This is a genomic window from Campylobacter concisus (assembly GCF_902460625.1).
Lineage (GTDB): Bacteria > Campylobacterota > Campylobacteria > Campylobacterales > Campylobacteraceae > Campylobacter_A > Campylobacter_A concisus_AD.
In genome coordinates, this window is sequence record NZ_CABPUT010000003.1 from 35651 (window position 1) to 59436 (window position 23786).

A 23786-nucleotide genomic window follows, 5' to 3' on the forward strand; every position below is an offset into this window, starting at 1 on the left:
ATATTCTGCCGATGTAGTGATATAAATATTTTATTTTAAGAGGTATGAATATGATAAGGCCTTTGAATCAAAGACCAAATTTCCAGGCAAATACGCTAAATAAAAATAGCGATGCCAAGGTCGAAACTCAGAGTAAAGAAGTAAGAACAAACGAAAACGCAAAGCTAAAAGAGATAGCTGATGCCATAGCAAATGGCACTTATCAGGTTGATATCTCAAAAACGGCTAGGGCTATGGCTGATGCGTTGCTGTAATTAAGGACTTTAAATGATAAAAAAGCTTTTGGACGAGGCTATAGGCGAGCTTGATGAGCTTATAAATTTAACTATACAAGATATCGCAAATATAAAAGAGGCTAAGCACTCAAGTGTTGATGAGAGTGTAAAGAAAAAAAATGCCTTAGTTCGTGCATTTGAAGATACCAAAAGAGCACTAGATAAAGAGCTTTTAAAGGTATCAAAAGAGAGCGGTACGACTACACTTGCTAGTGTTTTAGACGATGAAGTGAAGTCAAAGCTTGTACTTATGCGTTCAAAGCTTGAAAATTTACATAAAGTCAATAAAGAATATGCAAGACATGTTGTTGCTGTTAAAGAATTTTTTGACTCACTTAATGAAAAAATTTTTGGAACTAAAACAAGTGAATACGGCCAAGATGGAAATAGCATAGATAATAATTTTTATAAATCAAGGGTTTAAAAAATGGCTAATATCTTTATGTCATTAGGCACGGGTGTTTCAGGACTAAATGCGGCCCAGCTTCAAATAAGTACAACCGGAAATAATATCGCAAACGCTGATAGCAACTACTATACAAGGCAGCGTGTTGTCCAATCCGCATCTCCAGCGATGAATACAGTACCTGGTGGAGTTGGCACAGGCACACAAGTAGATACTATAACAAGGCTTCATGATGAGTTTGCCTACTCAAGACTAAAATACTCATCGTCAAATTTAGAAAATACAGCCTATAAACAAAGAATTTTGCAAGAAGCTACAAAATATTTTCCTGATCTAAAAGATAATGGAATGGTGAAGGATATTCAGGAGTATTTTTCCGCGTGGAATAACTTTGCTTCAAATCCTAATGCAGGTGCTCAGAAAGTAAATTTGATAAATAAAGCAAGTGTATTGACTGCAAGCATTAACCGCTCATCAAAGATGCTTTATGATATGCATGAAAAGATTGATGAAACGATAAAAATAAATATAAATGAGATAAATTCGTTAGGCAGGCAAATAGCAAATATTAATAAGCAAATCCAAAGAATAGAATCAGGCGCAGACGCTGGTATAAAAATAAATGCAAATGATCTTCGTGATAAACGTGATGAGCTTGAGCTCGCTATGTCAAAGCTGGTAAATACAGCAGTTTATAAAAGTGATCTAAAGAGCAATTCTAGGGTAGATACAGGAATAACAGATCAAGGAAAATACTACAATCTAAACATTGGTGGTGTAAGTATCGTTGATGGTGTAAATTTTCATGAAATTTCTATGAGTTCAACTGAAAGTGGACGATATACAAAAATTTATTATGAAAGAGAAGATGGCAGAAGAATCCCAATGGAGGAAAAGATTACAGGCGGTAAAATAGGAGCCGCACTTGATCTTAGGGGTCGAAACTACGAGCCAGATAATGATAAATTTAGCGACGGAACGATCCAAAAATACATTGATAATCTAAATACATTTAGTAAAACCTTAATAACAAGTACAAATAATATCTATGCCGAATCCGCAGTTGAAATTTCTAACTCAGATCCGATAAGTTATTTAGAAGGCGATAAGACATTGATGAATCATGATAATAGTATAAGAAACGGAAGTTTTGAAGCTATTGTTTATGATAACAAAGGCAATGTCGTGGCCAGAAAAACTATAAATGTAAATGGCACGACGACGATGAATGATACAAGATATGGCAACTCTATCGTCAAAGACTTTAACTCAAACTCAGATGACAATAAAGACAATAATATGCTAAATGACGTTGATGACTTTTTTGAGGCGTCATATTTTTATGATAAAAATACTAAAAAAGGCACATTTTCTCTCATTCCAAAACAAGCTCAAGGGCTTTATAGCATATCAATAGTCGATCACGGTACAAATTTTCCAGGCGCTGTTGGCATAAATAGATTTTTTTCAGGTACTGACTCAAATAGTATCGGCATAAATCAAAATTTTACCCAAGACCACACAAAGCTTCGTGCCTACTCAAAGCCAGTTATTGGAAATAATGAAGTTGCAAATAAGATGATCCAGCTTCAGTATCAAAAGCAGACCTTTTACTCAAGTGGTATAGCGCTTGATAGAGATGAGACGATTGAGGGATATTATCGCTATCTTACGACTGACATGGCGAGTGATACAGAGGCGAATAATACGATCCACGATACAAATACATCTTTGCAAAAGACAGCTGAAGAGGAATTTCAATCAACAAGTGGCGTAGATACCAACGAAGAGCTTACAAACTTAATCCGCTTTCAAGCAAGTTACGGCGCAGCAGCAAAGATCATCACGACAGTTGATCAGATGCTTGACACGCTTCTTTCATTAAAACAATGAGCGAGCTAAAGAGCCTTTTAGACTCGCACGTACTTAGCAAAAATACAAATTTGGGGCTGTTTGAAGCCCCAGATCCACTTCAGGTAGCCACTAAATTTAAAGAGCCAAACATAGCGCTCATTTGTGCGTTATTTGCTTATGGTAACGCAAAAATGATAGTGAAATTTCTAGATTTACTTGATTTTGGTTTGCTTGATGAGAGCGAGCAAAATATCAAGAAAAATTTATCAAATTTCAAATACCGCTTTCAAAATGAAAACGATGTAAGAGAAATTTTTATCACTCTCTCACGCCTTAAAAAGGAGGGTGAGATAGAAGAAATTTTACGCCAAGGTCTAGCAAAAAATAGCGAAATGATAGATGGCATAAATGAACTTATCAAATTTATATATAAGCTAAATTCTTACCGCTCTGACGGATATGAGTTTTTCTTTGGTAAGAGTTTTGATAAAGAGCCACAAAGCCCATATAAGCGCTATAATATGTATCTTCGCTGGATGGTGCGAGATAGCGACATCGACCTTGGACTATTTAAAAATTTACCAAAAGATAGGCTTTTGATGCCGCTTGATGTTCATACGCATAGAGTTTCTTTAAATTTAGGACTTATAAACAGAAAGAGTTACGATTTCAAAGCAGTCATGGATCTTACAAAAAAGCTTAGAGAATTTGACGAGCTAGACCCGATAAAATACGACTTTGCTCTTTATAGAATAGGGCAGAGTAAAGAGCTAGAAACTATCGTAAAAAATATCAAAAAATAAAAATTATTGCTAAATTTTTAAATTTAGGGTAGACTTTCCGTACAATTTTATCCATAAGGAGCTTGTATGAAAAAAATCGTTTTACTAAGTGCAGTTTTAGGAACTTTGCTTTTTGCTCACGAAGGTCATCACTTTGATGCAAAAGCTGGAGAGCATCTAGTTATACCTGTTAATGAGCTAAGCGAGAAGGGCGATAAGAGTGTCGGCGAAGTAGTAGCTGTTAAGACAAACTACGGCGTTGCATTTTTTCCAAATTTAAAAGGACTTACTGCAGGACTACACGGCTTTCACATCCATGAAAATGCTGACTGTGGTGCGACTGAAAAAGGTCTTGGTATGAAAGCAGGCGGTCACTGGGATCCAGCTGGCACAAAGATGCACTCTTTTGCATGGGACGACAAGGGCCACAAAGGCGATTTGCCAGCACTTTACGTAGATGCTGAGGGCAATGCGAACTATCCAGTGCTAGCCCCAAAGATAAAAAATCTTGACGAGCTAAAAGGTCACTCACTAATGGTTCATGTTGGTGGCGATAATCACAGCGACAATCCAAAAGCACTTGGCGGTGGCGGTGCTAGAATGCTTTGTGGCGTTATTAAGTAATCACTTTAATAAACGAGTCTTTGAGCTAGATCTAAAGGCTCGTTAAAATTTATAAATTTTAAAAATCTCTCATTACAAATATAAAAATTTTACAAAAAGATAAGTACAAATAAAATACAATCTGCTTTTATTTCAATTATCAAAAGAGCAAAAAATGGAATTTGATCTACTTAGTTATGTCGTTTTTTTTGTAGCTGCGTTTTTAGGTGGTTTTATCGATTCTATCGCTGGTGGAGGTGGGCTTATAACGCTTCCAGCTATTATGGCGATGGGCGTACCACCACATCTTGCACTTGGCACAAATAAGCTTCAAGGTGTCTTTGGTAGCTTTACGGCGACTCTAAATTTCACAAAACGGGGATTAATTAATTATAAAGAGTGCTTTGTAGGTATCGTTTTTACTTTCATTGGAGCTATCATTGGAGCAGTGGTTATCCTATTTTTAAATACAAATTTTTTAAAGATAATTATCCCATTTTTGCTGATTGCTATTTTTATCTATACGCTTTTTATGCCAAAAGTCGGTGAAAATGATAGAGCTGCAAAGATGAATGAAAAGCTATTTTATGTAGTTTTTGGGCTAATACTTGGCTTTTATGATGGTTTTTTTGGTCCAGGAACAGGCTCTTTTTGGACATTTGCGATAGTGGCATTAATTGGACTAAATTTAAAAAAGGCTGTCGCTCATACAAAACTCTTAAATTTTACTAGCAATATCGTTGCTCTTGGCATTTTTATAGCTGGTGGGCAGATGCTTTGGGCTGTTGGACTTTTGATGGCAGTTGGTCAAATTTTAGGCGCATATTTTGGATCAAATCTTGTCATTAAAAAAGAGGTAAAATTTATTAGAACAATGTTTTTAGTGGTAGTTGCAGTGACTATTTGTAAATTGATTTTCGATTATTTCAGAGTTTAAAATTAAAAATGTTTTAACAATAATTTTGTTACAATCACGCAAAATTCTAAATCCAAGGTAAATTAATGAAAGATTTGTTTCTATTTTCAAATTTCCTAAATAGCTCCCACGCCTTTATCTATGCGTTTCACTTTCTGCTTGTAGCTTTGATTGTTATCATAGTTGCTTATATAACAAGGAGTAAGATGCAGCTTGTGCCAAGGGGTCTTCAAAATATAGTTGAAGCTTATTTGGAGGGCGTTATATCGATGGGAAGAGATACTTTAGGCAGTGAAAAACTAGCTAGGAAATATCTTCCACTTGTTGCAACTATCGGTTTTATCGTATTTTTTTCAAATGTTGTAGGTATTATTCCTGGATTTGAGTCACCAACTTCAAGTCTAAATTTAACTCTAGTTTTGGCTTTAGTTGTATTTGTTTATTACAACTTTGAGGGCATTAGAGAAAATGGATTTTTTAAATACTTTGGACACTTTATGGGGCCGAATAAATTTCTAGCTCCTATTATGTTTCCAGTTGAAGTCATCTCGCATCTTTCACGTGTAGTTTCGCTATCATTTCGTCTTTTTGGTAATATCAAGGGTGATGATCTATTCTTGCTAGCGATGCTTACACTTGCACCTTGGTTTGCTCCGCTTCCAGCTTTCGCACTTCTAACGCTTATGGCTGTTTTGCAAACATTTATTTTCATGATGCTAACTTACGTTTATCTAGCTGGTGCTGTTGCTATTAGTGAGCACGAGCATTAAAATTTAAAGCCATATTTTTATATGGCTTTTTTCTTTTTAAAACTATTTAAATTTTTAAATCACCTTCTTTATTTTCCAGTCAAAACGCTCATTTTTAGATATTTTAAAAGAAAGTATCGCTAAAATACGCCTTAAAAATTTGCATAAATTCAAAGGTAAAAATATGTTCGAAGTCGTTATCGGTTTAGAAGTTCACACTCAGCTTAATACAAAAACTAAAATTTTCTGCTCTTGCTCAACTAGCTTCGGTGACGAGGCAAATACTCACGTTTGCCCAACCTGCCTAGCACTTCCTGGAGCGCTACCTGTGCTAAACAAAGAAGCTGTCAAAAAAGCGATCAGCTTTGGTACGGCGATAAACGCTAAGATAAATAAAAAATCAGTCTTTAATAGAAAAAACTACTTCTACCCAGACCTTCCAAAGGCATATCAAATTTCACAGTTTGAGATTCCTATCGTAGAAGGTGGCGAGCTAATAATCGACGTAAATGGTACTAAAAAACGCATCGGCGTAACAAGAGCACACCTTGAAGAGGACGCTGGAAAGAACATCCATGAAGAAACCGAGAGTTTGGTTGATCTAAACAGAGCCGGCACGCCACTTCTTGAGATAGTTAGTGAGCCAGATCTTAGAAGCAGTGATGAGGCGGTGGCTTATCTTAAAAAATTGCACTCAATCCTTCGCTTTTTAAATATCAGTGATGCAAATATGCAAGAGGGAAGCTTCCGCTGCGACGCAAACGTCTCTATTCGTCCAAAAGGCGATACCAAGCTTTATACAAGGGTTGAGATAAAAAATCTAAACTCATTTAAATTTATCCAAAAAGCGATCGATTACGAGGTGGAGCGCCAAAGTGCAGCTTGGGAAGATGGCAAATACGACCAAGAAGTCTATCAAGAGACAAGGCTGTTTGACACGACAAATTTAGTGACAAGATCGATGCGTGGTAAAGAGGATAGCGCGGAGTATAGGTATTTTCCTGACCCTGACTTGCTCCCTGTTGAAGTGCCAGAAGAGATGTATAACGAAGCGATAAAGATACCAGAGCTTGCCGAGCAAAAGGTCGCAAGATATGTTAGTGAGCTAGGCGTAAAAGAGAGCGATGCGCTAAATTTAACTCAAAGCGTTGAGATGGCTAGATATTTTGAAGAGCTGATCGCCGCTGGAATTCAGCCAAAGCTTGCTACTACATGGCTAATAGTCGAGCTTCTTGGCCGCTTAAATAACGGCGTAACGATCGAGACAAGCCCGGTTGGTAGCGCTAAGATGATAAATTTACTAAAACGCATAGAAGATGGCACGATAAGCGGCAAGGCTGCAAAAGAGGTGCTAGACTACCTAATGGAAAATGACGCGGACGTTGATAGCGTTATTGAAAAGCTTGGCTTAAAACAAGTGAGCGACGACTCAGCGATCATCGCGATCATAGATCAAATTTTAGCTGCAAACGCCGACAAAGTCGAAGAGTATAAAAACGGCAAAGATAAGATGTTTGGCTTCTTTGTCGGTCAGGTGATGAAAGAGGGCAAGGGTGCGTTTAACCCAGGCAAGGTCAATGAGCTTTTAAAGGCCAAAATAGGCTAAAAAAGGGCTAAAATGAGCATAGCAGTCATCGGAGCTGGCAAGTGGGGCAGTGCGCTTTTTCACGCATTTAGTGAAAATAACGAGTGCGTCATCAGCTCAAGAACGCCAAGAGAGATGCCAAATTTTGTAAGCTTGGATGAAGCTTTGGAGTGCGAATATCTAGTCTGCACGATCCCAACGCAAGCTACAAATTTATGGTTAAAGCAAAACTACAAAAACAAAGGTCAAAAGATCCTAGTCGCCAGCAAAGGCATAGACACGGCAAATCTTAAATTTTTAAATGAAATTTATGAAGACTTTGTTGATAGAGAAAATTTGGCCTTTCTCTCAGGGCCGACCTTTGCAAAAGAGATTATGCAAAAGCTGCCTTGTGCCTTGGTGGTAAATTCTAAAAATGAAAATTTAGCTTTAAAATTTGCCTCATTTTTCCCAAGCTATATGAAAGCATACACTTCTGATGATGTGATCGGCGCTGAGGTGTGCGGGGCGTATAAAAACGTGATCGCCATAGCTGGCGGTATCTGCGACGGTCTTGGTCTTGGTAACAACGCAAGGGCTAGCCTCATTTCACGTGGGCTTGTCGAGATGGCTAGATTTGGCAAATTTTTTGGTGCAAAAGATGAGACATTTATGGGGCTAAGTGGCGCAGGAGATCTTTTCTTAACCGCTTCGTCGATACTCTCGCGCAACTACCGCGTAGGTCTAGGCATCGCAAGGCACGAGAGGCTAGAGAAAATTTTAAATGAGCTTGGCGAGGTGGCTGAGGGTGTCGATACTGCAAGGGCCATTAGCAAGATCGCTAAAGAAAAGGGCATATATGTGCCAATCGCAAGCGAGGTCGAAAACATGCTAAATGGCAAAGATGTTTTTGAGAGCGTAAAATCGCTTTTGGGAAGAAGATGAGAACTTTTAAATTTATACTTTTTGTGGCTATTTTTGCCCTGGGGCTAAATGGCGCTGAAGTGAGCCTAAGAGCCAAGGTCTCACAGATGATAATGGTTGGCTTTAACGGAGCTAGCACAAAAGACGCTGCGTTTCGCGCGATGTTAAGCGACGCTGGGTATGAGAGATTTGGCGGTGTGATGCTACTTGGCAGAAATGTCACTAGCAAAGCCCAGCTAAAAGCTAGCATAAAGGCGATCAAAGAGAAAAGTCCTAAAATTTTCATCGCTATCGACGAAGAGGGCGGTAATGTTAGCCGTATGAAAGATAAGAGCTTTGATGGTCCATATCCTAGCGCATACGAGGTCGCAAGCACGCTTGATATCAAAAGTGCATACGATTTCTACTCAAAAATGGCTATAAATTTAAAAGAGTGCGGCATAAATTTAAATTTTGCCCCAGTGGTTGATCTACACGATGAAAACTCACCGATCATCGCCGCTAAGCAAAGGGCGTTTAGCGAGTATGCGAGCAAGGTGGTGATCTACGCTGATGCTTTTATGGACGCATTTAAAGAGCAGGGCATCCTAACGACACTTAAGCACTTCCCAGGGCATGGTAGCTCAAAAGAGGACTCACATAAAAATAAGAGCGAGGTCATGCTAAGTAAAGACGCGCTACTGCCATACAAAGACGCCATAAGCACTGGTAGAGCGCAGATCATCATGGTCGGACACCTTTTTGTAAAAGGCATCGATGAGGACAACCCAGCCACACTTTCTAAAAAAATAATAACCGATCTTTTGCGAAATGAGCTTAAATTTAATGGCGTAGTCATTAGCGATGATATGCTGATGAAAGGCGTTGGTGACGAAGCTTTAGCACAAAAGGTGGTGAAATTTATAAACGCTGGTGGCGACATCTTGCTCTTTAGCGAGTTTAAGATAAACAACCAAAGAACGGCCGATCTAATAACTCAGATCATAATCGATGCTGTAAATGAGAAAAAGATCAGCAAAGAGCGAATAGACGCTTCATACAAGAGGATAATGGCTCTTAAAGCGAAGCTTTAAATTTGGCTTTTAGAAAGTTACGCTAGTAAAATTGTGTTATTTTCGTCTTTTTCAAGATCAAAATATAAAATTTCAAGCAGCATTTCATCGTCGTATCTAAATTTCATAGTTTTTTGTCTTATGTCATCTATTTTTGGATAGATGAGGTGTAGCTCGCCGTCGCACGGATGCTTTTTGCCGTAAGCATATAGCTGATATAAGTCGGCTTGTGAGATATCATCTCTTGAGCTTATGATTTTCCATTTTGTGTCGGCTATAAATTTGCCTTTTAAAAATATATCAGGTCTTAGTTTGAAGCTTTTTGGCTCTTCAATGAGGTGTTTTTCTGAGTGTTGTAATATTGTACCTGGAAAGCTTTTCTTTATAAAATTTCCAACATAGCTTTCAAAGAGTGCATTCATATCAAATAGCAAGGCAAGGGCTAGATCATCGCCATTGTGCGGTGTAAATGAGTTGCCAAGCAAAAAGATCTTGCACCATAAAAGAGTTTGCTCGTAGTGCTTTACTTGGCGGTTTATGACAAGCTTTGCAAAGAAATTTTTATAATCCTCACACTCCCAAACCTCATCAAATATGAACAAAAGCTCGCGTATTTTTTGCTGATTTTTACTAGAATTTGACTTTTTGTATAGAAATTTAAGAGTTGTTTTTATGATCCTATTTATCTTTATATCGCTTAAAAATTCGCTGTATCCTACGTAAAACCGCTCTTTGTGGATGCTATTTCTTTTAATCTGCTCGTTTATATTAAGCTTTCCTTTTAGGAAATTTAGGTTCTCCTCTAGCGCCACATAGTCGCTTTTTATCCCCTTTTTTACAAGAGCTTCAAGCTCACATAAAAACATAGATATGAAAATTTCCAAAAGCGGTAAATTTTGTGTTTTTAAACTGGCTAAATTTGAGCTTTTAAATGGGAAATTTTTTAGCGTTCTTAGCATTTTTATAAAAACTGCTTTTGATCTTTCGGCGTCGTTTTTGTCTGCTATTTTTGGCAAAATTTCTATCGTTAAGCCACTTTTTGTCTGTAAAACTCCGACATAGTTTCTAGCTTGTATAAATTTCCCGCCAACCCCGCTTGCTATCCTTAAAAAAGGCGCATTTTCATCGCTATTTTTAAGGATAAAATTTTCTATATCGCCAAAGTCTTTTTTGCATATATCGTGCTGATATATACGCTCAAACTCAGTTAGCGTTATCTGACTTTGTTGCATTTTTATAAATTTCTATGTAGCTTTGCGGATTGTTAAAGGCTTCACTATTTATCTCGTATAAAATCTTATCGTCTATATAGTCGATTTTTCCTCTAAATAGTCTTTCTGCTGCCATATTTCTCTTGATTTTAACAAACTGAAGGTCTTCGTTTTTCTGATTATCTCCTAGCACTAGCCTTATCTTTTCCCAATCGTCATAAAAATACTCTTGCAGTAGCGGTAAAATTTTGTTTTTAAAGACATTTGCAAGCGTTTCCATGTCTGACACATTTATAAAATAAGCATGTCCTATCGTGTGGTCTCTGTCGTAAAGATACTCTATGCGTTCGTTTATTGTTTTTAGCATTTGTCCGATATCTATGCCAGCAACTTCTTTTAGATTATTGTATTCTGGCATCATTTCCATAAATTCAAACCTTCTTCTAAGTGCCGTATCCATGAGGGCTATACTTCGATCCGCCGTATTCATCGTGCCTATTATGTATAAATTTGACGGCACTCCAAATTTCTCTTTTGAGTATGGCAGCTCGACCATTATCTCGTCATCTGCCCCTAGCCTTTTTGACGGCTCTATTAGAGTTATGAGCTCACCAAAAATTTTAGAGATATTCCCGCGGTTGATCTCGTCGATGATTAATACTCGTTTTTTTGTTTTTATGCTTGATTTTTCCATATAGTATTCAACTAAATACGTGAACAAATTTGTATAACCATTTACTATATATTTTTCGAGTATTTCTGGATTTTTTTCTGCTGCACTTCTATTTTTAATATCTTCTATTGTAATAGACCCATTTTTTAATAATCTTACTAATTCTTCTATTAAATAGATTGGGACAGGAATTTCTCCTTCTATATTTTTTTTCTTTAGTTTTATGAGTTCACTTCCAACATAAGAGATTGTATATCCTTCTATCATATCTCCTACATTAAAAATTACATTTTTGCAAATATCTTTAAAAACTCCATTTGTTATTTTGTATTCTAATCCCTTATCTTGGTTAAAAATAGGTTTTATACCCTCAACAAATTCCTCATATCCATAGCTTTGATGAAATGTTACGAATTTTATTTGTCCGCTTTCAATATACCTTTTAAATTTAGACATATCATCTGACGCATTGCCTTCTATGATTTCTAGTGCTTTACGAACAACGTTATATGTTTTTCCTGTTCCTGGAGGGCCGTATAAAATTTGATTAAGTGGATAAGTTAATTTTTTGTCATTGTCGGTCATTTTATATCCTTCATTATCACTATTGTTTTGTTGATTGCTTTCCGTATTTTTATAAAATTTCTCATATGCCAACCTATATACATTTGTTAGTGCTTTTAGTAAGCTTGTGTAGTCAAGAGTTGTAAAAGTATATATATTTTCTATGGTAAAGTATATATACTTTTCCCATGCAAGTTTATCAAGTTTGAAGCCAGATATATGTATCTTTTTGCATTCGGTTTCTAAAAACTCATATATTTTATCTTTTTGCCTTTTTTCTTCATTATTTATATTATCTTTGATTAGGTCAATAGATCTATAAACACTAGCTGGCTCAGCCAAGACGGCAAAACCAATAATTCAATTTGTTTTATTTTCTATTCCATGGGGCTTGTCTCTATTCCATATATACTCTGAAATATTTCCACTATTCTGCCATTTTCCATGATCTATAACTTTAAAGCCATTAAAAATATCATCAGAAAAAGTTATTAAATTTTTACGAAAGTTACTTAACTTATCATACGTTATTTTGTCGTCCGATCTATATTTTGTATTTTCGGCGTATCTATTTTTGTAAAAATCAAATCCATCCAAAATTTCATTTTTTAAATTATCGCTTATCATATTTCTATCCTTAGTTTTTATTATTTTATAACTTTAGGTCTTTTGAATATCTTTTTATAACCCATCAAATTCTTTTTTTAGTTGGTCTCTTAAGCTCTCAGCTCTATCTTCGCCGTTTTTGAAATTTATCTTTATAAAGCCATCAAGCTCGTCCAAGATCGCAAAGAGTTCGCTCTCCCAGCTTAAATTCTCTTGCTTTGATAAAGTTTCCAGTTTTTCTCTTATTTGCTCTAAGACATCTAATGCTTTATCTTTTTCAGACTCACTATTTAACGCATCTTCAAATAAAATATCTTGCCTTAAGGCGTTTATTTTTTTAAATATTATGTTGCAAAATTTTGGATATTTCTCAGCATTGCTTAAATTTTCTAAAACCTCTTGTGCGGCCTTTTGATAAGCTGGCACCGCTCCCTCTTCGTCTAGCTTTCTGGTTAGTTTTTGTATCTGAAAATATAAAATAAGCGCTGCAAAAAACGCAAGCAACAAATAAATCGTCACATTATTCATTTTTACTCCTTTTTTTAAATTTGTCTATGCTAATTATCGCAAGTGCCAGCCAGATCATGCAAAACGAGATGACCTTGTAGCCGTCCAAATTTTCGCCGTAAATGAAGACCGCACAAAGGATCGCGATGGTTGGCGAGATGTATTGCAAGTAGCCAATCGTTGTTAAATTTATCCTTGTTGCCGCTGCGTTAAATGCGACAAGTGGTACGATGGTTACGATACTTGAAGCGATCATTAAAAGTGAGTCTTCATTTAGCCCAAAGTGGCTTTTACCTAAAAATACTATGTAAAAAACGTAAGCAAGTGCAAATGGGAACATAAAAAATGTCTCTATAAAAAGCCCGTTAAATGCGCTAATCTTTGCCATCTTTCTAACTGCTGCGTAAAATCCAAATGAAAGCGGCAAGATAATGGAAACTAATGGCAATCCACCTTGGGCATAAATTTGTATGCTAATGGCTAAAACGACTATACAAATGGCTAAAATTCCGCTTTTATTTAGCCTTTCTTTGAAGATGATAACGCCAAGGAGCATGCTTATTAGTGGATTTATAAAATAGCCCAAGCTTGTGTCCAAAATTTTGCCATTGCTAACCGCATATACATAAACGCCCCAGTTTGTGGTGATAAATATACCACTCAAAAATAAGGTTTTTAGCGAACGAATATCTTTAAGTAAAGCAAAAATTTCACCCATTCTGCCACTAAAATAAAGCACTCCAGCCATTAAGAAAAATGACCAAATGACTCTGTGGGCTAAAATTTCATAAGCATCGACATCTTTGCTAAAGAGGTTGAAATAAACCGCCAAAAACCCCCACATAAAAAAGGCGCTAAGCGCGAGAATAACGCCTTTTTGGCTCTCATTTAGTCTTGGTATTTTTGTCGCCTTTTATAGAATTTATGCTATCTATCATCAAAAGTGTGACCGAGATGGCTAGGCAGATCATTAAAAAGTATGAGCTTTTCTCCAGTCTCTCGCCGATAGCAAATGAGACAAAAAGCATCATTATAGGCTCAAAATATGTAAGCAAACCTAGTACATTTATCGGCACGAGCGTGCTTGAGAGGATCTGGGCGATGAGGGCTATGCCGCTGATAGCACCAAGCAAGATGAGCAGATAGTAGATGTTTGGATTTTGGCTCATCACGTAGTTCATATCGGCTGTGAGCGCAAAATAAAATGAGAATAAAAACATAAAAATTATCTCTATAACAAAGCTTGAGAAATTTGCAAGGTTGTAGTACTTTCTAATGGCAAAATAGACTGGATAAAGGCAAAAAACTACAGCGCTCTCCCACGAGATGCCGCCGCTTAGTATAGCTGTGCTAAAGACGCCAAGGGCTGCAAAAAATATCGAGGCTAGCTTTGTTTTAGAGAGGTGCTCTTTAAAAAATATCCGTCCAAAAAGGACCATGACTATTGGCATGATGAGGTAGCCGATAGAGACTTTTAGCGCTGATCCGTTGCTTGGAGCCCAGAGATAGAGCCACATCTGAAATGAGACAATGAGCGAGGTAGCTAGTAAAACTAGTAAAATTTTAGGTTTTAGCTTTATTTTTAGAAGTAAAAATTTGAAATTTCGCTGCTGTTTTAACAAAAAAATGGCTGCGATGACAAAAGGCATGGCAAAGATCATGCGGTATCCAACAAGAGCTTGCGTGCTGATGGGGTTCATGAGCACTGACATGTAGTAAATGCAGTTAAATAAAACTGATGCCAAAAGCGAATAAAATATGCCTTTTATCATGAAAAAAATCTTTTCTTTTTCTGGGTAAATTTAAAGTAGCGATTGTATGCAAAATATCTTTAATAACCCATTAATGGCTTTTATTTTTTAAGTTTGCCGTGATATAATCAGCGTCTAATTTAAGGCAAAAAAGATAGGAAAATAAATGACTTGGAACCGCGATAGCTGGAGAGAATTTAATATCTTGCAACAACCAAAATACCCAGGTTTAAAAGAGCTTAAAGAGGTCGAAGAAAAATTAAAATCGCTTCCTCCTTTGGTCTTTGCTGGCGAGGCTAGAAGTTTAAAAGAAGAACTTGCAAAAGTTTGCAATGGCGAGGCATTTTTGCTTCAAGGTGGCGACTGCGCTGAGAGCTTTACAAATTTTAATGCAAACAACATCAGAGATATGTTTAAGGTTTTGCTTCAAATGGCGATAGTTTTAACCTTTGCTGGTGGTTATCCAGTGGTAAAAGTGGGCCGCGTGGCAGGGCAGTTTGCAAAGCCTAGAAGTAGCGATTTTGAAGAGGTAAATGGCGTTAAGCTTCCAAGCTATAGAGGCGACATTATAAATGGCTTTGAATTTGACGAAAAGGCAAGAGTGCCTGATCCAAAACGCATGATCGAGGCGTATTATCAAAGTGCATCTACGATGAACTTACTTAGAGCCTTTTCAAGAGGCGGTTTGGCCGACCTACATCAAGTGCATAAGTGGAATTTAGGCTTTGTTAAAAAGCCAGAGATCGGCGAGAAATACGCAAAACTAGCTGATGAGCTAACAAAGACGCTTTCATTTATGGCAGCTTGTGGCATCACTTCAGCAAATACGCCAGTCATAAATCAAACCGCGGTTTATACATCTCACGAGGCGCTTTTGCTACCTTATGAAGAGGCATTGACTAGGGTTGATAGCCTTAGCGGTGAGTGGTATGACTGCTCGGCTCATATGCTTTGGATAGGTGAGAGAACACGTGGTATAAACGACGCTCACGTACATTTTTTAAGCGGTGTGAAAAATCCTATCGGTGTAAAGATCGGACCAAGTGCAAAGGCTGAAGATGTCGTCGCACTTGCAAATAAGCTAAATCCAGAAAATGAAGCTGGCAGACTAAATGTGATAATCAGAATGGGCGCTGATAAGATAGGCGAAAATTTACCAAAAATTTTAAGAGAGCTAAAGCGAGAAGGGCTAAATATCGTTTATAGTATCGATCCGATGCATGGCAACACTGTAAAAACATCAAATAACTACAAAACCAGAGAATTTGACAAGATAATAAGCGAAGTTAGAAGCTTTTTTGAAATTCACAAAGCTGAGGGCACAAGAGCTGGTGGCGTGCATCTTGAGATGACAGGTCAAGATGTGACTGAGTGCACGGGTGGGGCATTAAACATTACTGAAAGCTCGCTTGAGCAAAGGTATGAAACACAATGTGATCCAAGGCTAAATGCTGATCAGGCACTTGAGCTTGCGTTTTTGATGGCTGATCTAGTTAAAAAAGCTTAGAATTTATAAAATTTGGAGAAAAAGATGGTAAATGTTTATGATCTAATTGTTGTTGGTGGCGGACCTTGTGGAATTGCTAGCGTAGTTGAGGCAAAAAGAAATGGCTTAAACAACGTTTTGCTTCTTGAAAAAGGTGATAATCACAGCCAAACGATAAGAAAATTTTATAAAGATAATAAACGCGTAGATAAAGAGTATAAAGGGCAAGATAGCACGATACATGGTGTAGTTTCGTTTGAAGATGGCACGAAAGAGAGCACGCTTGATTATTTTGACAAGCTGCTTGATACTGAAAAGATTGAAGCTTTTTTTAATTCTGAAGTAGAGAACGTGAAAAAAGATGGAGAAATTTTTAAAGTAACTACCTCAAAAGCCGTCTATGAAGCTAAAAATGTGATGATATCAATTGGCAAAATGGGACGACCAAATAAGCCTGATTATAAAATCCCACCTTCACTAAACGCGGTTGTAAATTTTAACCTCGATAGCTGTACGAACGGCGAAAAAGTGCTTGTTGTAGGTGGCGGAAACTCAGCAGTTGAGTATGCGATCGAGCTTTGCCAATACAATAAAACCACAATCGCTTATAGAAAAGATAATTTTAGCCGCGTAAATGAGACAAATTTAAGTGCACTTTGGGAGCTAGAAAAGCACGGTAAGATAAAAGTTAGGCTAAATCACGATATAAAAGAGATAGATAACGAATCAGGCAAAGTTAGAGTGCATTATGAAAATGGCAAAATTCGCGTTTATGACAGAGTTGTCTATGCAATAGGTGGCTCAAGTCCGGTTGATTTTTTACAAAAATGTCAGATAAAAATTGATGAAAAAGGCACTCCAATAGTTGATAGTAACTACCAAAGTAGCGTGCCAGGACTTTATGTGGGCGGTGACATCGTGCTAAAAAATGGCGGCTCAATAGTCGTTGCTCTAAATCACGCTCATCACGTCATAAAAGACATTTTAAAGGGCAAGGCATAAGCTTGATAAATAAAATTTTACTAGCTATTTTTTGTTTGATAGCTGGCTTTTGCCTATCGTTTTTTAAATCTCCAAAAGAAGATGAGACACCAAAAGATACTAATCAAACGATTTATTCTATAAATTTTGATAATTTGCCAGAAGAAGAGAGACAAAAATATATCAGCAAAGACGATCTTTACGAATATGGCGGATATATAACTCCAAAAAGCTATATCCAAAATTTTACTGAAACGAACGATCAAAATTTATCAAATGATGTAAATGAACTTCAAGAACAAGTTCGTGAGCTAAGTAAAAAAAATAAAATTTTAGCTACTGATAATGTCGATATCAGCGAGAAAAATTTAGACCTTATAAGTAAAATTTCAGAGATGAAAAAAAATATCGAAAATGAAAAAAATGAGATAGTTGAAAAAAACCAAAAGACGCTTGGCGAGCTTGAAGCACAACACTTTGAAAATATACAAACTCTCACAAAACGGCTAAATGAAGCTCAAGCTGATATGATAGAGAGCTCAAAAGCCTATGAAAAAAAGATAATAGACCTTGAAAATGCGATAAATGAGGCAAAAAATGGCGATGAAAGTAAGGTAAAAGATATTGAAGCAAATTTTGCTAAATTTAAAGAGACGGCTGAAGCAAATTACACAGCTTTAAAAGAGCAAAATATAGAGCTAAATACGACACTGGCTCAAAAAGATGCACTAATAAAAGAGTATGAAAATACTCAAAATGAAAAAGATAAAAACGAAAAAAGAGAAATTTTGCTTTTAAAAGAGGAGATCGAGCGAGCAAAAAGTGACGCTAATACACAAAAATTTAGCTACGAAAAAGAGATAAACGCTCTAACTGATGGCTTTGAAACGCAAAAAAGTGTTATGGAGGATGAGCTTTCAAAAAAGGCAAATAAGATAATTGATCTTGAGGAGGCTCTTGAGTCAAACCAAACCGCCTTAAAAGACAGAATTTATGAGCTTGATGAGATAAAGAAAAATTTAAACTCAAAAGATTTGGCAGTTGAAAACTATAATGGTAAAAATTTGGAGCTAAACGCCTCCCTTGCGGCACTTCATAAAAGTTTTAATGATCTAAAAGAAAAAAATCTTAAAAGCGAGCAGGAAAATAAACTCGCAAATGAAAATATAAATTCACTTAAAAAAGAGCTTGAACGGGCAAATTTGATAAACAAAAAGCTAGAGAAGCAAAATTTAGATGCAAATGTAAGTCTAAGTGAGCTAAATAAAAAGCTAAATTTAAGTGAAGAGAGCCTTAAAAATACAAGAGATGAGCTAAAGACGCTTGATACAAAGACAAATAAATTTTTAAAAACTTTGTTTGAGCAAAATCAAACTATCTCTTTGCAGACCCAAAAGCTTGGTTTAAATGACAGCGAGTTAAAAAATTTAAGTGCAAAGATAAATTTAAAAGATGAAAAGATAAAAGAGCTAGAAAATAATCTCACGCAAACAAGCCAAATGCTAGCAGCAAAGCAAAGTGAGCTAGAAGCTCAAAAAAGAACGCTAAAGATCGATATGCAAAATTATGAAATTTTGCGTCAGCAAATAAATATTTTGCAAAAGAAGATAGCTGATACGTCGGCTCTTTTTGCTGATAGCAATAAAAGCGGCGGTAAAAATTTACTAAGCTTACAAAATGAGCTTGAAAGCGCAAAACATAAGTTAAATGAGAGCAATAAGACGATTGAAAGGTTAAATTCTAAAATAAACGAACTTAGTTCATCTAGCGTAAAAGGAAGTCCAGTAAATGCCAAGATCATCGAACTTCAAAAAGATATCGAGCAAAATTTAAATAGGCAAGATGAACTCGAAAATGAAAATGTAAATTTAAAAAATATTTTACAAGCTACGACAAAACCTGAAACTCCAACAAAGCTAGTTTTGATCTCCAGCCTTGAGTGTGATGACATGGATGCAAAAGATAAGGTTAGCGTGATGTGCAAGAATAGAGTGAGCGAATTTTTGCAAAGATTTAACTCAAACTACCTTTATGAGATAATTCCGATCGTAGATAAGAAAAATTTTGTCATCCCGTCAAATGTGGCTCAAAGCATCAAAAAAGACGATCTTGGCAGGCTAAATAACTATGTAAATTATGGCGTTGGTAAAGAGCGCGCAAAGGCAGCAGCCGAGCTTATAAAAGAAGAATTTGGCGATTTTGCAAGGATAAGCTTTAGCTCAGAAGTGATCGTAAAAGATGTAACGCGCGGCTTTATCATCAAGGTTTATAGATGATCTTGGCTCAGCTAAAAAGTGGCTATCGCTACAACAGCGATACGCTGGTACTTTATGATTTTATAAGCTCAAGTTTGAAAAATTTTTCAGGTAGGATTTTAGACGTTGGTGCAGGATGTGGGATACTTGGGCTTTTGCTTAAACGCGACTTTAAAAATTCCAGCCTAAGCTTGCTTGATATCTTACAAATAAATGGTGAAATTTCTAAATTTAATGCCAGCAAGAACGGCTTGGAGGCAGAAATTATAAATGCTAATTTTGCAGATTTTAAAGATAGTGAGAAATTTGACCTCATCGTATCAAATCCACCATTTTATCACGAGGGTACGAAACAAAGCGAAGATGAGCATATAAAGGCTAGTAGATACACAAGCTCTTTAAGTTTAAAAGACTTTATAAAAGGTATAAGTGTAAATTTAAAGCCTCACAAAAGGGCGTTTTTTTGCTACGCACCTGATGATCTTAGTCAGATTGTAGCGTGCCTAAAAGAGTTTAAGCTAAATTTAGTAAGCCTAAAATTTATTCATACAAAGGCTGATAAGCCAGCAAATTTAGCCTTATTTGAGGTAAGAAATAATTCAAACTCAAAGCTAAAAATTTTGTCACCTTTGGTAATGAGCGAAAATGGCTCGCATACAAAAGAGGCGATTGAAATTTTTAAAAAAGCTGATACAAACAGCGTTGATTATCAAGGGCTAGCGTGAGGGTGCAAGGCTTTAACTATGAGTTTGATGCCAGCCTTTGCGAGAGCTGTGGCGGTAAGTGTTGCACGGGAGAGAGCGGGTATATTTGGATAAATGAAGAAGAAATTTCAAAATTTTGCACCGCATTTCATATGAGTAAAGATGAGTTTGAAAAGCAGTTTTTAATAAGAGTTGGGCTAAGGTGTAGCATAAAAGAGAAGCCTTATGAAGATGGCTTTGCTTGTGTATTTTTTGATGAAAAAAATAAAAACTGTTCAGTTTATGAGCTAAGGCCACAGCAATGTAGGACTTTTCCGTTTTGGAATTATTTTAAAAAAAATTTAAAGGAGCTAAAAGCAGAATGCATTGGCGTAAAATTTTAGTATTTTTTATGAGTGTATTTTTTAACTCGCAACTACTTTTGGCTGACGATAATAAAAGTATAAATTTACGTCTAATGCAGGCTTTATTGTTTCAAGATAGTGGAGATGTGAATGCTAGTATTCAAGCTTACTCAAACATTTTTAAAGATACAAATCAAAAAGCTTATTTAAAAGAGGCGATCAAACTCGCCTTTGCTACAAAAAATGAAAATTTAGATGCTTTGATAAATGAAGGTGAAAAAAGCTTAAAAGACGATAGCGATTTTATCCGTATAAAGGTGGCAAATTTAGTAAATCTTTCAAAGCTAAATGAGGCTAAAAGCTTAATGCAAGAGCTTGCTACAAAAGAGCCAAATGCTCAAAATTTACTCATGCTTGGCACTATTTGTATGATGCAAAATGAAACAACGACTGCGCTAAAATACTTTGAAGAGGCTTACTCTCTAAAGCAAGAAGAAGAAAATTTGCTCCGTATCGTTGATATTTTGATAAATCGCATGGATAAGATAAAAGACGCTACAAAATATCTTGAAAAATTTAAAGATGAACAAGGTTGCACGCTAAAGACTTGTGAGCTTTTGGCTGAAATTTACTCCCAGCAAAGAAATTTCCCAAAAGTGATCGAACTCTTTGAAGAGCTTTATGAACTAAATCACGATACTTCTTATCTTGATAAGATCGTGCAGTTTTTTATCTATGATAAAAATTACAAAGCAGCAATTGAAATTTTAAAAAAATATAGCTACAACGATATAGCGCTTATGGATCTTTATGCGGCGACTAGTAATTTTGGTGATGCATATATACTTGCTGTTAAAATTTATAACGATAGCAGGGATTTAAATTTTTTAGCAAAAGCCGCGATTTACGAATACGAGATGAATAAAGATACCTTGAACGAACAAAAAATGGCTGAAATTTTAGATAAATTTGAAGCTAGTGTGCCAAAACTAGAAAATGATATGTTTTTTAACTATTATGGCTACTTGCTGATAGACCATGACATTGATCCTAGAAAGGGTATAGAGCTTGTGCAAAGGGCACTTGCTATCTCGCCTGAGTCGCCTTATTATGAGGATTCGCTAGCGTGGGGATATTTTAAGCTTGGTGAGTGCAAAAAGGCAAAAAGCATCATGCAACATGCAATGAAAGATGTTGATTTTAGGACTTCAAAAGAGGCAAAAGAGCATTTGCACCTAATAGAGCGCTGTATAATAAATCTAAACAAAAGGCTTAAAAAATGATACTTGATGAGATAATTAAAAAAACCAAAGATGATCTTGAAAAAAGAAAAGCAGACTTCCCTGAGGAGTGGCTTGGTCGCTCGCTCGCGTATAATCCATACGTGCCAAGAGATGTTTTAAATGCACTTAGAGCAAGTCAAAATGAGCCTATAAAAATCATAGCTGAGATCAAAAAAGCAAGCCCAAGTAGGGGCGTGATAAGAGAGGATTTTGAGCCGATAAAAATAGCTCAAGAATACGAGCAGTACTCAAATGCCTTTAGTATCTTGACTGAGCCACATTGGTTCAAAGGCAACATCGAGTATATCACTCAAGTTAGGCGCTACGCATCAAGGCCGATCCTTAGAAAAGATTTTATCGTTGATAAGTATCAAATTCTTGAAGCTCTTGTTTATGGGGCGGATTTTATCTTGCTCATCGCAAAAGCGTTAACTCAAAATGAGCTAAAAGAGCTTTTAGACTACGCTCATCACTTAGGGCTTGAAGTTTTGGTTGAAACTCACGACGCGAGTGATGTGAAAAAGGCTATCTTTGCAGGAGCAAATATAATAGGTATAAATCACAGAAATTTAGATGATTTTACGATGGATATGAGCCTTTGTGAGAAGCTCATACCACTTTTGCCAAATGGCAAGATAATAGTTGCTGAAAGTGGCCTTTACGAGCATGAACAGCTTAGAGAGCTAAGTAAAATAGGCGTAGATGCTTTCTTGATAGGAGAGCATTTTATGAGGCAAGATGATATAAAAAATGCCGTCAAAAAGATAAAGGAGGGCGAGTAATGCAGCACCTTTGTGCCCCTTGGAGAAGCGAATACTTTAGCGCTAAAAAAGATAGCTGTGTTTTTTGTGATGTTATAAGCTCAGATGATGATGATAAAAATGGTGTGCTTTTTCGAGCTAAACATTGTTTTGGGATCATGAATTTATATCCGTATTCTCCAGGGCATTTTATGATAATACCAAATCAGCATACCGACAAGATCGAAGAGCTTGATGAGCAGACTTGGTTTGAGATGAGTAAATTTGTAAGGCTTGGAGTTGAAATTTTAAAAAAAGAGCTTTATGCTAATGGCGTAAATATAGGTATGAATTTAGGCAAAGCAGCGGGAGCTGGGATAGCTGAGCATGTGCATTATCACCTTGTGCCAAGGTGGAGCGGAGATACAAATTTTATAACCACCATCTCCGATGTGAGAGTAAATGGAACGCCATTTTATCCGCTTTTTGAGAAACTAAAAAAGGCATTTAGTGCCGTTATTTGAGCTTGATGCAGAGCAGTGGCTAGAGAAAAGAAGCTCTTTTAAAATTTTAATAGACGCAAGATCGCCACATGAATTTTTATATTCACACATAAAAGATGCCATAAATTTATATGCTTTAAATGATGCAGAACATAAAGAGGTAGGCACGATCTATAAAAGCGATAGATCCCTAGCAAAGAGCCTTGGCGCAAAATATATCTGCAAAAATTTACAAAATATCATTGATGAGGTTTATAAAAGAGCCAAGGTTGGTTCAGCTATTGGCATCTACTGCGCTAAAGGTGGGCTTAGATCAAATTCTGTTGGCTATGTGCTAAGTATGATAGGATATAGGGTTTTTAGACTTAGTGGTGGCTATAAAGCTTATAGAAATCACGTTTTAGAATTTCTAAATCGACCTTTGAGTACAAAATTTATCACTCTTTTTGGAAATACTGGCTGCTATAAAAGTAAGCTAATAAGGACTCTAAGCCCGTCAATAGACCTTGAAGCTATGGCAAATCATTTAGGATCTGTCTTTGGGGCGATAAATGGCGCGCAGCCAAGCCAAAAAAGCTTTGAAGATGCGTTGTTTGAAAAGCTCATCACGCTAAAAGATGAAATTTGCTTTATTGAGGGCGAAAGTAGAAGAATAGGCTCATTAAGCTTGCCAAAAAGTCTTTATGAGGCGATGCGTAGTGGTATAAATGTCGAAGTGAGCGCAAGTTTAGAAAAAAGAATTTCTTGTATAGTAGATGACTATAAAAGTGTGGATAAAGCCTTTTTTGACGAGTGTATGAAGAAAATTTCGCCATTTATCGATAAAAAAGCTAGAGATGAAGCTGTGGCTAAATTTAATGAAAATGACATTGCTAAAGTAGCTGAAATTTTACTCACAAAATACTACGATAAAGTCTATAAGAAAAATGAAAATATTAATGTTTTTATAAATTCTGACGACTTTGGCAAGGCCATTAAAAAGCTAAATGATATAAAAAATGAAGCAAAATTTTTGGCTTATTTTAATTAAAAAATTAAGCCTAAAATTTATAC

At 36.3% G+C, this 23786-nt stretch carries 25 protein-coding genes; 19 read left to right on the forward strand and 6 right to left on the reverse strand.

Translation table 11 applies throughout. The annotated features are described in order from the left end of the window. Nucleotides 1-50 precede the first annotated feature (50 nt). The 10 genes from F3G69_RS02375 to F3G69_RS02420 all read left to right on the forward strand — a co-directional run bounded on the left by F3G69_RS02375 (nt 51) and on the right by F3G69_RS02420 (nt 9146). Nucleotides 51-254 (forward strand): flagellar biosynthesis anti-sigma factor FlgM, encoded by a 204-nt coding sequence (locus tag F3G69_RS02375; RefSeq protein WP_188115322.1) that lies wholly within the window; start codon nt 51-53, stop codon nt 252-254. Nucleotides 255-267: 13 nt separating this feature from the next. Further along, nucleotides 268-699: a flagellar export chaperone FlgN gene (flgN, locus tag F3G69_RS02380; protein ID WP_072594306.1), complete on the forward strand. Its 432-nt coding sequence runs from the start codon at nt 268-270 to the stop codon at nt 697-699. 3 nt (nt 700-702) lie between these two features. Then, nucleotides 703-2574, forward strand: a complete 1872-nt coding sequence (flgK, locus tag F3G69_RS02385; RefSeq protein WP_084107861.1) for a flagellar hook-associated protein FlgK — start codon at nt 703-705, stop codon at nt 2572-2574. Beyond that, entirely contained in the window at nt 2571-3338 is a 768-nt protein-coding gene (locus F3G69_RS02390) for a TIGR02757 family protein (RefSeq protein WP_149714296.1), read from the forward strand. Before flgK ends, F3G69_RS02390 begins: the two co-directional genes overlap by 4 nt. A gap of 66 nt (nt 3339-3404) precedes the next feature. Continuing rightward, nucleotides 3405-3941, forward strand: coding sequence for a superoxide dismutase family protein (locus tag F3G69_RS02395; RefSeq protein ID WP_103577477.1), 537 nt, complete (start codon nt 3405-3407; stop codon nt 3939-3941). A gap of 154 nt (nt 3942-4095) precedes the next feature. Further along, nucleotides 4096-4857, forward strand: a complete 762-nt coding sequence (locus F3G69_RS02400; protein ID WP_084041069.1) for a TSUP family transporter — start codon at nt 4096-4098, stop codon at nt 4855-4857. 65 nt (nt 4858-4922) lie between these two features. Beyond that, nucleotides 4923-5606 carry a F0F1 ATP synthase subunit A gene (locus F3G69_RS02405; RefSeq protein ID WP_149714297.1) on the forward strand — a complete coding sequence of 228 codons (684 nt, stop codon included), beginning with the start codon at nt 4923-4925 and terminating at the stop codon, nt 5604-5606. A 163-nt stretch (nt 5607-5769) separates the two neighbouring features. Next, a complete protein-coding gene (gatB, locus tag F3G69_RS02410; protein ID WP_149714298.1) occupies nt 5770-7191 on the forward strand; it encodes an Asp-tRNA(Asn)/Glu-tRNA(Gln) amidotransferase subunit GatB in 1422 nt (473 codons plus the stop codon). Nucleotides 7192-7203: 12 nt separating this feature from the next. Continuing rightward, nucleotides 7204-8094, forward strand: coding sequence for an NAD(P)H-dependent glycerol-3-phosphate dehydrogenase (locus F3G69_RS02415; protein WP_103602706.1), 891 nt, complete (start codon nt 7204-7206; stop codon nt 8092-8094). Beyond that, the gene (locus F3G69_RS02420; protein ID WP_149714299.1) at nt 8091-9146 is read left to right on the forward strand and encodes a glycoside hydrolase family 3 N-terminal domain-containing protein; all 1056 of its coding nucleotides are present in this window, start codon (nt 8091-8093) and stop codon (nt 9144-9146) included. Before F3G69_RS02415 ends, F3G69_RS02420 begins: the two co-directional genes overlap by 4 nt. A 17-nt stretch (nt 9147-9163) precedes the next feature. Here F3G69_RS02420 and F3G69_RS02425 read toward each other — a convergent pair whose 3' ends face one another. The 6 genes from F3G69_RS02425 to rarD (F3G69_RS02445) form a co-directional block, all read right to left on the reverse strand. After that, the gene (locus F3G69_RS02425) at nt 9164-10357 is read right to left on the reverse strand and encodes an McrC family protein (RefSeq protein WP_149714300.1); all 1194 of its coding nucleotides are present in this window, start codon (nt 10355-10357) and stop codon (nt 9164-9166) included. Next, nucleotides 10329-11594, reverse strand: a complete 1266-nt coding sequence (locus F3G69_RS02430) for an McrB family protein (protein WP_223155861.1) — start codon at nt 11592-11594, stop codon at nt 10329-10331. Before F3G69_RS02430 ends, F3G69_RS02425 begins: the two co-directional genes overlap by 29 nt. Nucleotides 11595-11933: 339 nt before the next feature. After that, nucleotides 11934-12200, reverse strand: a complete 267-nt coding sequence (locus F3G69_RS09435) for a hypothetical protein (protein WP_223155862.1) — start codon at nt 12198-12200, stop codon at nt 11934-11936. Between the two features lie 54 nt (nt 12201-12254). Beyond that, nucleotides 12255-12707, reverse strand: coding sequence for an MmcQ/YjbR family DNA-binding protein (locus F3G69_RS02435; protein WP_149714301.1), 453 nt, complete (start codon nt 12705-12707; stop codon nt 12255-12257). Next, nucleotides 12700-13587 carry an EamA family transporter RarD gene (gene rarD / locus F3G69_RS02440; protein WP_149714302.1) on the reverse strand — a complete coding sequence of 296 codons (888 nt, stop codon included), beginning with the start codon at nt 13585-13587 and terminating at the stop codon, nt 12700-12702. The genes F3G69_RS02435 and rarD (F3G69_RS02440) overlap by 8 nt, the downstream gene beginning before the upstream one ends. Further along, nucleotides 13571-14458: an EamA family transporter RarD gene (gene rarD / locus F3G69_RS02445; RefSeq protein ID WP_021091407.1), complete on the reverse strand. Its 888-nt coding sequence runs from the start codon at nt 14456-14458 to the stop codon at nt 13571-13573. Before rarD (F3G69_RS02445) ends, rarD (F3G69_RS02440) begins: the two co-directional genes overlap by 17 nt. Nucleotides 14459-14603: 145 nt before the next feature. Between rarD (F3G69_RS02445) and F3G69_RS02450 the strand changes: the two genes are divergently transcribed. The 9 genes from F3G69_RS02450 to mnmH are packed head-to-tail and all read left to right on the forward strand — an operon-like array spanning nt 14604 to nt 23763. Then, entirely contained in the window at nt 14604-15944 is a 1341-nt protein-coding gene (locus F3G69_RS02450; RefSeq protein WP_149714303.1) for a class II 3-deoxy-7-phosphoheptulonate synthase, read from the forward strand. A 24-nt stretch (nt 15945-15968) separates the two neighbouring features. After that, nucleotides 15969-16925: an NAD(P)/FAD-dependent oxidoreductase gene (locus tag F3G69_RS02455; RefSeq protein ID WP_149714304.1), complete on the forward strand. Its 957-nt coding sequence runs from the start codon at nt 15969-15971 to the stop codon at nt 16923-16925. 2 nt (nt 16926-16927) lie between these two features. Further along, nucleotides 16928-19180: a coiled-coil domain-containing protein gene (locus tag F3G69_RS02460; protein ID WP_149714305.1), complete on the forward strand. Its 2253-nt coding sequence runs from the start codon at nt 16928-16930 to the stop codon at nt 19178-19180. Then, nucleotides 19177-19884: a tRNA1(Val) (adenine(37)-N6)-methyltransferase gene (locus F3G69_RS02465; RefSeq protein WP_149714306.1), complete on the forward strand. Its 708-nt coding sequence runs from the start codon at nt 19177-19179 to the stop codon at nt 19882-19884. Before F3G69_RS02460 ends, F3G69_RS02465 begins: the two co-directional genes overlap by 4 nt. Beyond that, complete coding sequence (locus F3G69_RS02470; RefSeq protein WP_149714307.1) at nt 19881-20246, forward strand: YkgJ family cysteine cluster protein; 366 nt, start codon at nt 19881-19883, stop codon at nt 20244-20246. The genes F3G69_RS02465 and F3G69_RS02470 overlap by 4 nt, the downstream gene beginning before the upstream one ends. Then, nucleotides 20225-21490 carry a tetratricopeptide repeat protein gene (locus F3G69_RS02475; protein ID WP_149714308.1) on the forward strand — a complete coding sequence of 422 codons (1266 nt, stop codon included), beginning with the start codon at nt 20225-20227 and terminating at the stop codon, nt 21488-21490. The genes F3G69_RS02470 and F3G69_RS02475 overlap by 22 nt, the downstream gene beginning before the upstream one ends. Next, nucleotides 21487-22272, forward strand: a complete 786-nt coding sequence (gene trpC, locus F3G69_RS02480) for an indole-3-glycerol phosphate synthase TrpC (protein WP_107770313.1) — start codon at nt 21487-21489, stop codon at nt 22270-22272. The genes F3G69_RS02475 and trpC overlap by 4 nt, the downstream gene beginning before the upstream one ends. Beyond that, nucleotides 22272-22754, forward strand: a complete 483-nt coding sequence (locus F3G69_RS02485) for an HIT family protein (protein WP_149714309.1) — start codon at nt 22272-22274, stop codon at nt 22752-22754. Before trpC ends, F3G69_RS02485 begins: the two co-directional genes overlap by 1 nt. Continuing rightward, complete coding sequence (gene mnmH, locus F3G69_RS02490; RefSeq protein ID WP_149714310.1) at nt 22741-23763, forward strand: tRNA 2-selenouridine(34) synthase MnmH; 1023 nt, start codon at nt 22741-22743, stop codon at nt 23761-23763. The genes F3G69_RS02485 and mnmH overlap by 14 nt, the downstream gene beginning before the upstream one ends. Nucleotides 23764-23786: the final 23 nt, after the last annotated feature.

Excerpts from the sequence above, each read along its gene's own strand:
- F3G69_RS02375 (WP_188115322.1), top strand. The coding sequence starts at position 51 with ATGATAAGGCCTTTGAATCAAAGACCAAATTTCCAGGCAAATACGCTA.
- flgN (WP_072594306.1), top strand. The coding sequence starts at position 268 with ATGATAAAAAAGCTTTTGGACGAGGCTATAGGCGAGCTTGATGAGCTT.
- flgK (WP_084107861.1), top strand. The coding sequence starts at position 703 with ATGGCTAATATCTTTATGTCATTAGGCACGGGTGTTTCAGGACTAAAT.
- F3G69_RS02390 (WP_149714296.1), top strand. The coding sequence starts at position 2,571 with ATGAGCGAGCTAAAGAGCCTTTTAGACTCGCACGTACTTAGCAAAAAT.
- F3G69_RS02395 (WP_103577477.1), top strand. The coding sequence starts at position 3,405 with ATGAAAAAAATCGTTTTACTAAGTGCAGTTTTAGGAACTTTGCTTTTT.
- F3G69_RS02400 (WP_084041069.1), top strand. The coding sequence starts at position 4,096 with ATGGAATTTGATCTACTTAGTTATGTCGTTTTTTTTGTAGCTGCGTTT.
- F3G69_RS02405 (WP_149714297.1), top strand. The coding sequence starts at position 4,923 with ATGAAAGATTTGTTTCTATTTTCAAATTTCCTAAATAGCTCCCACGCC.
- gatB (WP_149714298.1), top strand. The coding sequence starts at position 5,770 with ATGTTCGAAGTCGTTATCGGTTTAGAAGTTCACACTCAGCTTAATACA.
- F3G69_RS02415 (WP_103602706.1), top strand. The coding sequence starts at position 7,204 with ATGAGCATAGCAGTCATCGGAGCTGGCAAGTGGGGCAGTGCGCTTTTT.
- F3G69_RS02420 (WP_149714299.1), top strand. The coding sequence starts at position 8,091 with ATGAGAACTTTTAAATTTATACTTTTTGTGGCTATTTTTGCCCTGGGG.
- F3G69_RS02425 (WP_149714300.1), bottom strand. The coding sequence starts at position 10,357 with ATGCAACAAAGTCAGATAACGCTAACTGAGTTTGAGCGTATATATCAG.
- F3G69_RS02430 (WP_223155861.1), bottom strand. The coding sequence starts at position 11,594 with ATGACCGACAATGACAAAAAATTAACTTATCCACTTAATCAAATTTTA.
- F3G69_RS09435 (WP_223155862.1), bottom strand. The coding sequence starts at position 12,200 with ATGATAAGCGATAATTTAAAAAATGAAATTTTGGATGGATTTGATTTT.
- F3G69_RS02435 (WP_149714301.1), bottom strand. The coding sequence starts at position 12,707 with ATGAATAATGTGACGATTTATTTGTTGCTTGCGTTTTTTGCAGCGCTT.
- rarD (WP_021091407.1), bottom strand. The coding sequence starts at position 14,458 with ATGATAAAAGGCATATTTTATTCGCTTTTGGCATCAGTTTTATTTAAC.
- F3G69_RS02450 (WP_149714303.1), top strand. The coding sequence starts at position 14,604 with ATGACTTGGAACCGCGATAGCTGGAGAGAATTTAATATCTTGCAACAA.
- F3G69_RS02455 (WP_149714304.1), top strand. The coding sequence starts at position 15,969 with ATGGTAAATGTTTATGATCTAATTGTTGTTGGTGGCGGACCTTGTGGA.
- F3G69_RS02465 (WP_149714306.1), top strand. The coding sequence starts at position 19,177 with ATGATCTTGGCTCAGCTAAAAAGTGGCTATCGCTACAACAGCGATACG.
- F3G69_RS02475 (WP_149714308.1), top strand. The coding sequence starts at position 20,225 with ATGCATTGGCGTAAAATTTTAGTATTTTTTATGAGTGTATTTTTTAAC.
- trpC (WP_107770313.1), top strand. The coding sequence starts at position 21,487 with ATGATACTTGATGAGATAATTAAAAAAACCAAAGATGATCTTGAAAAA.
- F3G69_RS02485 (WP_149714309.1), top strand. The coding sequence starts at position 22,272 with ATGCAGCACCTTTGTGCCCCTTGGAGAAGCGAATACTTTAGCGCTAAA.